10 protein-coding genes are annotated in these 11383 nt (G+C 43.2%); 6 read left to right on the top strand and 4 right to left on the bottom strand.

Annotation, left to right across the window (positions count from 1 at the left end; genetic code table 11):
* Window positions 1–30 precede the first annotated feature (30 nt).
* Window positions 31–1653: an ABC-F family ATP-binding cassette domain-containing protein gene (locus AM279_RS05245; RefSeq protein WP_054406700.1), complete on the top strand. Its 1623-nt coding sequence runs from the start codon at window positions 31–33 to the stop codon at window positions 1651–1653.
* 30 nt (window positions 1654–1683) lie between these two features.
* On the opposite strand, the gene AM279_RS05240 is transcribed toward AM279_RS05245, so the two are convergent.
* On the bottom strand, window positions 1684–2700 hold the full coding sequence (locus AM279_RS05240; protein ID WP_054406699.1) for a formimidoylglutamase: 1017 nt from the start codon (window positions 2698–2700) through the stop codon (window positions 1684–1686).
* A gap of 103 nt (window positions 2701–2803) precedes the next feature.
* Between AM279_RS05240 and AM279_RS05235 the strand changes: the two genes are divergently transcribed.
* Window positions 2804–3679 carry a hypothetical protein gene (locus AM279_RS05235; RefSeq protein ID WP_054406698.1) on the top strand — a complete coding sequence of 292 codons (876 nt, stop codon included), beginning with the start codon at window positions 2804–2806 and terminating at the stop codon, window positions 3677–3679.
* An 88-nt stretch (window positions 3680–3767) separates the two neighbouring features.
* On the opposite strand, the gene hutI is transcribed toward AM279_RS05235, so the two are convergent.
* A complete protein-coding gene (gene hutI / locus AM279_RS05230) occupies window positions 3768–5003 on the bottom strand; it encodes an imidazolonepropionase (protein WP_054410147.1) in 1236 nt (411 codons plus the stop codon).
* Window positions 5004–5077: 74 nt separating this feature from the next.
* On the opposite strand from hutI, the gene corA reads away from it, so the two are divergent.
* The 3 genes from corA to AM279_RS05215 all read left to right on the top strand — a co-directional run bounded on the left by corA (window position 5078) and on the right by AM279_RS05215 (window position 7827).
* Window positions 5078–6160, top strand: a complete 1083-nt coding sequence (gene corA / locus AM279_RS05225) for a magnesium/cobalt transporter CorA (protein ID WP_054406697.1) — start codon at window positions 5078–5080, stop codon at window positions 6158–6160.
* Window positions 6161–6163: 3 nt separating this feature from the next.
* Window positions 6164–6856 (top strand): DUF1003 domain-containing protein, encoded by a 693-nt coding sequence (locus AM279_RS05220; protein WP_054406696.1) that lies wholly within the window; start codon window positions 6164–6166, stop codon window positions 6854–6856.
* A gap of 92 nt (window positions 6857–6948) precedes the next feature.
* Window positions 6949–7827, top strand: coding sequence for an oxidoreductase (locus AM279_RS05215; RefSeq protein ID WP_054406695.1), 879 nt, complete (start codon window positions 6949–6951; stop codon window positions 7825–7827).
* A gap of 116 nt (window positions 7828–7943) precedes the next feature.
* Here AM279_RS05215 and AM279_RS05210 read toward each other — a convergent pair whose 3' ends face one another.
* Complete coding sequence (locus tag AM279_RS05210) at window positions 7944–8909, bottom strand: Gfo/Idh/MocA family protein (protein ID WP_054406694.1); 966 nt, start codon at window positions 8907–8909, stop codon at window positions 7944–7946.
* 159 nt (window positions 8910–9068) lie between these two features.
* Here AM279_RS05210 and AM279_RS05205 point away from each other — a divergent pair, with 159 nt between their 5' ends.
* On the top strand, window positions 9069–9716 hold the full coding sequence (locus AM279_RS05205) for a protein-L-isoaspartate(D-aspartate) O-methyltransferase (RefSeq protein ID WP_054406693.1): 648 nt from the start codon (window positions 9069–9071) through the stop codon (window positions 9714–9716).
* Between the two features lie 23 nt (window positions 9717–9739).
* On the opposite strand, the gene AM279_RS05200 is transcribed toward AM279_RS05205, so the two are convergent.
* Window positions 9740–11248 (bottom strand): glycoside hydrolase family protein, encoded by a 1509-nt coding sequence (locus AM279_RS05200; protein ID WP_143090331.1) that lies wholly within the window; start codon window positions 11246–11248, stop codon window positions 9740–9742.
* Window positions 11249–11383: the final 135 nt, after the last annotated feature.

The raw sequence follows: 11383 nt of genomic DNA, 5'->3' as shown, positions 1-11383 counted from the left end.
ATTTACTAATTTTGCGAAAAATTTTTTTAGATGCTTACAGTTTCAAATTTATCGGTACAGTTTGGCAAACGCATATTGTTTGACGAGGTAAATACCACGTTTACACAGGGCAACTGCTATGGTATAATAGGTGCTAACGGGGCAGGCAAGTCTACGTTCATGAAAATACTTGCAGGAGATATGGACCCAACTTCGGGCCATGTTTTCCTTGAGCCGGGCAAGCGCATGAGCGTGCTGAACCAGAACCACAATATGTTTGACGAATTTACAGTGCTTGAAACTGTAATGATGGGCAACAAAATGCTGTATAGTGTTAAAAAAGAGATGGATGAAATATACCTGAAGCCTGATTTTAGCGATAAAGATGGCGAAAGGGTAGGCGAACTCCAGGTAATTTTTGAAGAAATGAACGGCTGGAATGCCGACAGCGATGCCGCTACAATGCTTAGCAACCTGGGTATAGGGGCAGAATATCACTACACCCCAATGGGCGATATGGATGGTAAGCTTAAGGTGCGTGTGCTATTGGCCCAGGCGCTTTTTGGCAACCCGGACGTGCTGATAATGGACGAACCTACCAACGACCTTGACTTTGAAACCATTTCATGGCTTGAAAATTTCCTTGCCAACTACGATAATACGGTAATTGTAGTAAGCCACGACCGTCACTTCCTTGATGCGGTATGTACACATATATCTGATATTGACTTCGGTAAAATGAACCAATACTCTGGTAACTATACATTCTGGTATGAATCGAGCCAGCTTGCAGCAAGGCAACGCGCCCAGCAAAACAAGAAGGCAGAGGAGAAAAAGAAAGAACTACAGGAGTTTATTATGCGTTTTAGCGCTAACGTGGCCAAGAGTAAGCAGGCTACCAGCCGTAAAAAAATGCTTGAAAAACTTAAGGTCGACGATATTAAGCCGTCAAGCCGCAGGTATCCGGCCATTATATTTGATCAGGACCGTGAGGCTGGCGACCAGATTCTTAATGTTAAGGACCTTAGCGCCAGTACCGAAGGTGAACTGCTGTTTAAGAATGTAGACCTTAACATGGCTAAAGGCGATAAAATTGTGCTGTTTAGTAAAGACAGCCGCGCTACTACTGCCTTTTATGAAATATTAAACGGTAACCAAACGGCTGATACAGGTACATTTGAATGGGGTATTACTACTACACAAAGCTACCTTCCGGCAGATAACCACTCGTTTTTTGAAAATGACCTGACACTTGTTGACTGGTTGCGCCAATGGGCTAAAACTGAGGAAGAACGCGACGAGGTTTATGTACGCGGTTTCCTTGGTAAGATGATTTTTAGTGGTGAAGAGGCCCTAAAAACCGGCAGGGTACTATCGGGAGGTGAGAAAGTGCGCTGTATGCTTAGCCGAATGATGATGCTTCGCGCTAACGTGCTAATGCTTGATGAGCCTACCAACCACCTTGATCTTGAGAGTATTACTGCATTTAACAACTCGCTTAAAAACTTTAAAGGTTCTGTGCTGTTTACAACACATGACCACGAGTTTGCCCAAACCGTGGCAAACCGTGTGATTGAAATTACTCCAAATGGTGTTATTGACCGCTACATGACCTTTGATGATTATCTTGATGATGAGAAGATAAAGGAACTAAGAAAGAAGATGTATTCATAACAAAAATCCCGCTTTAAAAGCGGGATTTTTTTATTCTTTAGATTTTATAAAGTCAGTAATAAGGTAGGTAATAAGCTTGCCTGTGGTATCATGCTGCGGGTCTATATTTCCCTCACAAATGTGCAGGTAGGCCGCATTTTGCAGTTTGCCAAAGTAGTGTACAAACTGGCGTGCTTTTTCTACACTAAAACCTGTAGGTGTACCTTTTGTTGCAATAACATCCTGTAAAGCACTAAGGTCAAGTTCAATACCAAAAGAGTTGTTGGCTATAAATCCCTGTGCAAGTGCCATTTCTTCGCTAAAATGTTTTTCTTTTCTTATAGCAATTTGCTCATAAGTGTTAAACTGAACCCTTTCGGTATGCTTTTTAATATTTTCTAAAACTCCCTTACTGGTGTAGTTTTCGTGCAGGCCAAATACAAAATAATTTTTAAGGAAACCGTCTTCAAAAGCATAGCTAAAGCCATTGCTGCTGTGGCGGCCTTCCATAATCTTAAAATCAGTGCTGCTGTCAAAATTAATGGCATTTACAGCCTTTCCTTTAGCCAGTGCCAGCCCTTTTATATTGCCGTAAGCATTGTTTTGCCCACCTCCCACAATAATTGGGTATTTACCGGCTTTTACAACCTGGCACACCACGTGAGATACGTCTTTGTCTATTTTTTCAACAAGGGACATAAGCTCCTTGCGCTGCTCCTTATCTTTTGGGTTAAGGTTTTCGGCTGCGGCCATTTTATCGGCCACATCAATATGCCCTAATACCAGTATCCTGCCCGCTTTGTTGTATTTATTGTGGTGCAGGTTTGCAAGGCTTTTAAGCGTACTTTCCCAAACTTTTGCCGCGCCGGGACGCCCAAAATTGGCACGTATGCCAATATCTTCCGGTATGCCAATAAGCACAAATTCAGCCTCAGAAGCCCTTAAAAAAGGGATAATATCGGCTGTTTTAGGAATAATTTCCATACGCTCGCCAAATTTTACCTCGCCACTGCGCAGTAAAGTGTATTTAGTGAGCTCATTTTCAGTAAACCTTATAATATTTTCCATGTAATAAAGTTGCAGCCAAAAATAGCATATTCTTTTAATTTTACGTTAAAAATAAATACGAGTATCAAAAAACGCATAAATTTGACAAAAAAATATTACAAGTATGGAGAACCAAAAAAGTAATTCGAGCTTAAAGGCTGTAATCATTATCCTGTCTATTTTATTAGTAGGTAGCCTTGCCTGGATGTACAAGATGAGTACTGACAGCGAAAAAACAGAAACCACCTTACTATCAGAGAAAGATCAATTAATAAAAGACCTGGAAAAGGCCAAAGCGGACTATGACCTGGCTATTGCCGATAATTCAGGGCTGAAGGAAGAGCTTATTGCCGAGCGTGCAAAGATTGAAGACCTGCTTAACAAAGTTAAAAAATCTGAAGGAGACGTTGCTACACTTAAAAAGTACAAAAATGACTATGTGCGCCTAAAGCGTGAAATGGATGGCCTGATAGCCGAAAACGACAGACTTAAAGGTGAAAATGCAAACCTGACTGTACAACGCGACAGCCTGGGCAACGAGCTAACCAGCAGCAGAGCTTATAATGACAGTGTAGTGGGGCAAAATAATGTTCTTAGTGAAAAAGTTACAAAAGCAGAAAAACTGCAGATACTTAATGTTAAGACTAATGCCTACAAGCAAAGAAGTTCTGGTAAACTGGTAGAAACTGAAAAAGCGAGAAGGGTAGATGTTATTGAAATTGCATTTACTATTGTAGCTAACGAAGTTGCAGCCAGTGGAAACAAAACCTACTACATTCAGGTAATTGACCCTAAAAACAATGTAATAGGCGATAAAGGCACCGAGATTTTTGGTGAGTACAACCTTACATACAGCTTTATAACCAATGCTATTTATGAAAATAAAACATTAGAGGTTAAAGAAAAGATATCAGGTAAGGATTTTGAAAAAGGCCTGTATCATGTAAATGTATTTGACAAAGGTACTAACGTTGCCAGCACAACATTTACACTTAAATAATAATAAACCTAAGTATACTCGAAGAGCCGCTAAACAGCGGCTCTTTTTATTTTAAAATGGATTTGTATTTATTTTTAAAATCAAATGTTTACAGCAATTTTCCTGCTATAATTACACTGTCAATTAAATTAGAACCAAAGGAATACGGCAGCTCATAAAACGAATTTATGGGTTTGGTAATAATAACGCTGGCTTGTTTGCCTATCGTAATACTGCCGTGGGTTTTGCTAAGCCCCATGGCATAAGCGCCGTTTAGTGTTGCAGCGTTAATAGCTTCTTCGGGCGTCATTTTCATTTTAATACAGGCCGTGGCTACCACAAGGTTCATGTTGCCGCTGGGCGTAGTGCCGGGGTTAAAATCGGTTGCCAGTGCTAAAGGCAGCCCCGCATTAAGCATGCGGCGTGCAGGGGTGTAGGGTATACTAATGAAAAACGAACAGGTAGGCAGCGCTACCGGCATGGTCTCGGTACTTTTAAGGGCCTCAATATCTTCATCGTTTACCACTTCAAGATGGTCAACACTCAGAGCGTTATGTTTTACGCAGGCAGCAATGCCATTTATAGCAGTAAACTGGTTAACGTGTATCTTGGCACGCAGGCCATATTTTTTACCTGCTTCCATAATACGTTCGGTTTCTTCAACAGAAAAATACCCGGTTTCCAAAAAGGCATCAATATAATCGGCCAGGTTTTCTTTGCCTATTGCCGGAAGCATTTCGTTTACAATCAGGTCTATATAACCGGAATGGTTTTCTTTAAATTCGGTAGGAAAAGCATGTGCGCCAAGAAATGTAGCTTTTATAGCAACCGGATATGCTTCGCGCAGGCGTTTTATAACGCGCAGCATTTTAAGCTCTCCTTCAACAGTAAGCCCGTAACCTGATTTAATTTCGATAGCCCCGGTGCCCAGTTGCATTACTTCTTCAAGGCGGGTGCGGCTTTGCTCAAACAATTCGTCTTCGGTAGCTTCATTAAGCCTTTTAGCCGAATTTAAAATACCGCCGCCACGGTTTGCTATTTCCTCATAGCTCAGGCCATTTATACGGTCTACAAACTCCTGTTCACGATTGCCGGCATATACTAAATGGGTGTGGCTGTCGCACCAGGTGGGTAGTACGGTCTTTCCGGTAGCGTCTATTATTTCTGCATCAGCATACTCAGGGCAGGTTTCCATTCTGCCAAAACCGGTTATTAAATCATCTTCAATAAGCAGCCAGGCATTTTTAAGTGATGGCAGTTCAGCCATTTCGGCACCGCTGAGTTTGGTTACGCCAGCTTCGCGAATTTGCAGTAATTCTTTTATATTGGTAATAAGGATAGCCATAATTAAACTTTTGGTAAAAATAGCATCCATTTTAAAAAACTCCTATATTTAAGGTACACAAAAAACGGTTTTTAGTGAAAAGGATTAAATACCAGCACGTGCGCAACGTGAAGCCCTATGATTACCAATACACCGGCGAGTATACCGCTGAACCTGTAAAAATGCAAATGTTTGTTTTTGATGAAGAGGGTTATGAAGAATACAAAAACGTATCATTTGAACGGGTAATAAAAGAATGTACAGATGAACTTCAGGAAGGAGATGTTAAATGGCTGAATGTTCACGGATTGCATGATGTTACCTTAATTAAAAGTATAGCCGAATTATTGCAGGTTGAGCCTTTTATTGTGGGTGATATACTCAACACATCACGCCGCACACGCATTGAAGAACTGGGCGATGTATTGTTTTTCAGCATTAAATCAGTACTGCCTCAGGATGATTTCAGTGCGGTTAAAACGGAGCAGGTAAGCTTCTTGTTAAAGGGTGATACTATAGTTTCGTTCCAGGAAAAACGCAGCGATTACTTTAGCCACATCCGCGAGCGCATTCGCACCGGCGGCGGTATTGTGCGTAAAAAAAAGAACGACTACCTGCTATACATGATGCTCGATGCCATTATGGAAAACTATTTTATTACGGTAGAAAGCTATGAAGAGCGTATAGAAAACCTGATAAGCCAAAGCAAGATAAATCCTAAGCTTGATGTAATTGCCGGTATAGAGAAGACCAAAGATAATCTGGTGTTCCTAAAACGGGCCATTATGCCGCTGCGTGATGCCCTTTTTAGCCTTAAAAGTGCGCGTGATGAAGACGAATATGAAACCATACGCAAAACATCGCACAGCTTTTTTGCACGGCTGCACCAAAAATGCCTGGAACTGCTGGACCAGTTGGAGTATGACCTGGCTTCGCTGGACAGTGCCAGCAACTTCCATTTTTCGGCGCAAAGCCAGCGCATGAACCAGATTATGAAAACCCTTACTATTTTCTCAGCCATATTCCTGCCCCTTACCTTTATCGTGGGTGTGTATGGTATGAACTTTGAACACATGCCCGAACTGAAAAGTGTTAACGGCTATTATGTGGTGTGGGGCATTATGGGGGCAATATCATTGGCTATGGTTATTTATTTTAAAAAGAAAGACTGGTTTTAGTATATGAAGAATTTTAAGAGCGACCTATCAGGTAAGGATTTTCCTGAAAAAGAAAAGGTATCGGCAGAGTTTGTGCGTAAGCCTATTATTGACCTGATAAAGAAAGATGCACCACAGTTTAACGATTCTTGTAGCTTGTCTATGAGTGAGTTGAATTTTTATCGCGAAAAATATATTACTGATTTTTTGCAACAGGAACTGGGCGAGCTTGACGATATGGAGAAAAAGGTAGTACAATCGCTTAAGGATAAATCGCTTGTAAGCGATAATCCTGACGATGAAGACCCTAACCTTACTCTGGGGCAGCGTGTGGCCGATAAGGTTGCAGCTTTTGGTGGTAGTTGGACGTTTATACTCTCGTTTATATTCTTTTTACTGGCATGGATAGGTATTAACGCTTTCTTTCTGGCAAATAAGGGGTTTGACCCGTATCCGTTTATATTACTAAACCTCATACTGAGCTGTGTGGCGGCACTACAGGCACCCGTGATTATGATGAGCCAAAACCGCCAGGGCGAAAAAGACCGTGAAAAGGCGCAGAACGACTACATGGTTAATCTTAAAAGCGAACTCGAAATCAGGCTGCTACACGAAAAGATTGACCATCTTATACTGCACCAGGAACAAAGCCTGCTTGAAATTCAGCAGGTACAGATTGACATGATGAACGACATCCTGAAAAAGATTGACAAGTAATGACCTTTTTAACAAACTAAGGTTGAGCCATACAACAAACCTCTAAGCCTTTAATAGGCCGAACTTTGTCTGTATAATTAAAACTAAAAATCATGGAAAAAGTTTGGTTTATTACAGGAAGCTCACGTGGCCTTGGCCGCAGTTTAACCGAGGCCGTATTGGCATCGGGTGATAAGGTAGCCGCTACGGCACGCAACATTAGCCAGTTGGATGGCCTTGTAGCAAAATATGGCGAGCAGTTATTACCCGTACAATTAGATGTGACCGATTACAGCCGCGTGTATGATGCAGTGGCTGAGGCTGTGGCACACTTTGGAAAAATAGATGTATTGGTAAACAATGCGGGCTTTGGTATAACCGGCGCTACAGAAGCTTTTACCGATGAGCAGGTGCGTAGCCAGCTGGAAACCAACCTGTATGCCGTTATTGAGGTTACCCGAGCCGTACTGCCTTATATGCGCAAACAACGCAGCGGCAGGATAATGCAGGTAAGCTCAATAGGGGGCAGGATGGGTACCGCCGGGGTAAGCATTTACCAGGCGGCAAAATTTGGCGTAAGCGGTTTTAGCGAATCGCTGGCGCAGGAGGTTAAAGAACTGGGCATTTTTGTTACCAGTGTTGAACCGGGCGGTTTCAGGACAGACTGGGCCGGAGACAGCATGACCTACGCCCCACGCATTGAAGGGTATGACCTGGTAAACAGCAGGGCCGACTTTTTTAAGGGAGGCAGTTTTGTGCCTGTGGGCGACCCTGATAAGGCTGCAAAAGCTATGGTAGATTTGGCCAATCATGCTGAGCCTCCCGTACATTTAATTTTGGGCAGCGAAGCCATAAGGATGCTGGCCAATATGGAAGAACTGAGGGAAAAGGAAAAACAGCAGTGGATGGCCGTAAGCCTTAGCACTGACCATACCGATAACGAAGGTGATTTCTTTAATTCGGAGTTTACGAAGTCGTACCTGAACCGATAATTTAGCAAGCTTGGGTCTCATTCTGAGCGCAGCGTAGCGGAGTCGAAGAATCTCTTGTCATTTTGGAGATTTCTCCACTCCGCTGCGCTCCGGTCGGAATGACAAATAGCCATATTTTAGCTTTTAAAACACGCAATAATCTGATAGGCTACCCTAAGCGCCTCGGTAGCATCTTGTAATGTTACCACGGGCTGGGTGTTGTTGTTTATGGCATCGGCAAAGGTTTCAAGCTCGTCTAAAATGGCGTTGTTTGCTGCCACATCGGGGTTTTCAAAGTATATCTGCTTTTTAACGCCCTCTGCATTTTGCAGCACCATGTCAAAATCGCCTGGCACCTCGGGGGCATCCTTCATTTTAACCACTTCGCACACCTTGTCTAAAAAGTCTACCGATATATAAGCATCTTTCTGGAAGAAACGGCTTTTGCGCATATTTTTAAGCGATATGCGGCTTGCGGTAAGGTTTGCCACACAACCGTTTTCAAACTCAATACGGGCATTGGCAATATCGGGCGTATCGCTTATTACGCTCACGCCGCTGGCATTAATTTGCTTAACGGGGCTTTTAACCACACTCAGTATTACATCAATATCATGAATCATAAGGTCGAGCACCACGGGTACATCGGTCCCGCGCGGGTTAAACTCTGCCAGGCGGTGGGTTTCTATAAACATAGGGTTGTTTATATTGGCCTTAGTGGCGCTAAACGCCGGGTTAAAGCGCTCTACGTGGCCTACCTGGCCCTTAACGCCATGCTTTTCGGCAAGGGCTATAATTTCTTCGGCCTCTTCTACAGTGTTAGATATGGGCTTTTCTATAAAAATGTGCCTGCCGGCTGCAATAGCCTCCTTGGCGCAATCAAAGTGCGAAAGGGTGGGGGTAACAATATCTACCACATCTACGGCAGCAATAAGTTCAGTTATGGTATCAAACCTGCGGTAACCAAATTCGGCAGCCACCTTTGCGGCATTGTCGCTGTTTGGGTCAAAAAATCCCACAAGTTCGTATTTATCAGACTGGTTGAGCAGGCGCAGGTGTATTTTACCTAAGTGCCCCGCGCCAAGAACGCCAACTTTTAGCATAAGGTTCTAAATTTTATAACAAAAATAGCATTATTTACTTACCAATTGCAAACCCCTGAGCCTAAAACATACAGCATTTTTTACGCCTTAACACTTACGGCAGACTTGCATTGTATGGGGTTTGTTTGTTATTTTTACCGAAAATCAACAGCACGAATTTTGAAAGACACCGCCAAACATCAGGGACTTCGTAATCAATTGGTAAGCGTTTTGCAACAAAAAGGCATTACCGATAAAAATGTGCTGGAGGCTATTAAAAAAGTGCCCAGGCACCTGTTTTTAAACTCAAGCTTTGAAGATTATGCCTACCAGGATAAGGCGTTCCCCATTGGGGCGGGGCAAACCATAAGCCAGCCTTATACCGTGGCCTACCAAAGCCAGCTGCTTGAAGTACAAAAAGACCACAAAGTGCTGGAAATAGGTACCGGTAGCGGCTACCAGACGGCTGTGCTGTTTGCTATGGGCGCCAAGGTGTACAGCATTGAACGCCAAAGTGAGCTGTTTAAATCAACCAGCGTGCTGCTGCCCAAGCTGGGCATACGCCCCAAGCACCTTACCTTTGGCGATGGTTACAAGGGCCTGCCCAATTTTGCCCCGTTTGACAGTATTATTGTTACGGCCGGTGCGCCGCTTATACCCAAGCCGCTTATGGCACAGCTAAAAATAGGGGGCAGGCTGGTAATACCCGTAGGTGGCGATGGCGAGGTGCAGATTATGAACCTGCTTATCCGCAAAACAGAAACCCAGTTTGAAAAGCATGAGCTGGGCGAGTTCAGGTTTGTGCCGCTGCTGGAGAATAAGAATTAATTACAGGCTCATCAAATCAATTTTCACTCAACAGCCGATATAGTTATTTGGTATAAGGCATCGGTAGTGGCCGTAAAGTTTACGGTAATACCGTTTTTGCTATCGGCCAGGTAGTATGCCGTAGAAACCAAAACCGGTTGTAAAAGGGGGGTGTTGTCTTCGGCCTTGTTGTATGAATTGGCCCCATTAAAGGGTATCTCACATATTTTTACGGTAAATTCTGTAGCTTGCGGGTTTAGTGTGGCCAGGTTGTTTATGCGCACACTGTAGGTGCCCGTTACCGGTGCATAGTCTAACGGCCACTGGTTGCTGTAGCCTACCAGCACCTGTGCGGTATTTGTAGCAACGGTATCCGGGTAAGGCTGTATTTTGCTGCTGGCTATAACATGGCTTGCGGGTTCTGTATTGCTGCTTTTTACCCTGAAGGGAACACCATCGGCATAAAGCCTGTATACCCACCATGCCGACTTTGGTTTGTTTTCGTTGCCGGGCAGCGGGTTGCATTCATTACTTAGGTTTACATAATGCTCGCTGTCATATCCTATGGTAAAAAGGTCGTTAAAAGAGGCATCATCACAGGAGCCGAGTTCGCACGGGGGTACGCCAATGCCATCTGCCATATTTCCCTGCTCATCGGTATTTGTAGTGTGGTAAAAACAGGTTTTGCAGGCATAATCTACCCCGGCATCTTCTAAATTCTGTAAATAACCGGCAATTTCCGATGGGCGGTTTTTATCGGCCGGCCATATAATTTCATTAATTTCTATAGACTGCATATTGAGCGATGCATATTTGGGGTTTTCCATAAAGTGCTCCCTAACAAAAGCCACGTGGTCCTGCAATTTGCTAAGGGGCTTAGATTCTGCCGGATACCATATTTCATGCCAGGTAATAACATTAACCTCAAGGTTGTTTTCAAGGCAATAGTCAAAAAAGGCGGTCATTTTTTCTTCAGAAAACCAGGCAAAGCTTGGCCCTGCTATTTGCGCCGTGCTGCCTATTTTAGAATCAAGAAGCGCCTGGTAGGTAACTTTATACGTTTCAAAAAAATCAGAGAGCTGCCATTTAGAGTATTCGTTTTCGGGCTCGTTCCAGCATTCCCACACTATGCCCGGCCGTATGTTACCATTATTGTATCCCCAATCAAACATTTTTGCCAGGTAGTCGGTATAAGTAGGGTCCAGGTAGGGCCTGGGGTTGTACATATCTATTTGCCCACTATTGTCATTGTCCTTTTGTTTCCAAAGGTCAGATACTATTAAATGCACCCTGCCGGCAAGCTTGTATGATTCGTCATAACGCTCAGTAAATGAGGTGCGCATAAGCTTGGGCTGCAATTTTCTGACATCTTCGCGGTTGGGATACTTCGGGTTTTGGAGCCCCCCTAAAAAACCGGATAATGATTTTGCCTGTGCAGGCTGGTTTAGGTTAACGGTAACATAATCTACAACGGGTAGTTTTGGCGCATGGCGGGTTTGGGAAATGCAATGCAAAGCGATGAGGCAAAAAAGTACAGGGAGCCATTTTTTCATGAAGAAATTTTTAAACAACGTTTTTACAAAAATAAAAGCCAAAAACTATACCTGAAAATTAAGTTTAGTTTTTGGCTTATAAAAGCACTTTTGCTGTTATTGTATTTCACACCGTAAAAACGAACTCCAAAAGTG

It is taken from the genome of Flavobacterium akiainvivens (assembly GCF_001278115.1).
Taxonomy (GTDB): Bacteria; Bacteroidota; Bacteroidia; order Flavobacteriales; family Flavobacteriaceae; genus Flavobacterium; species Flavobacterium akiainvivens.
The sequence above is the reverse complement of the archived record's forward strand: the minus strand, read 5'-3'. Positions and strand labels throughout refer to the sequence as shown.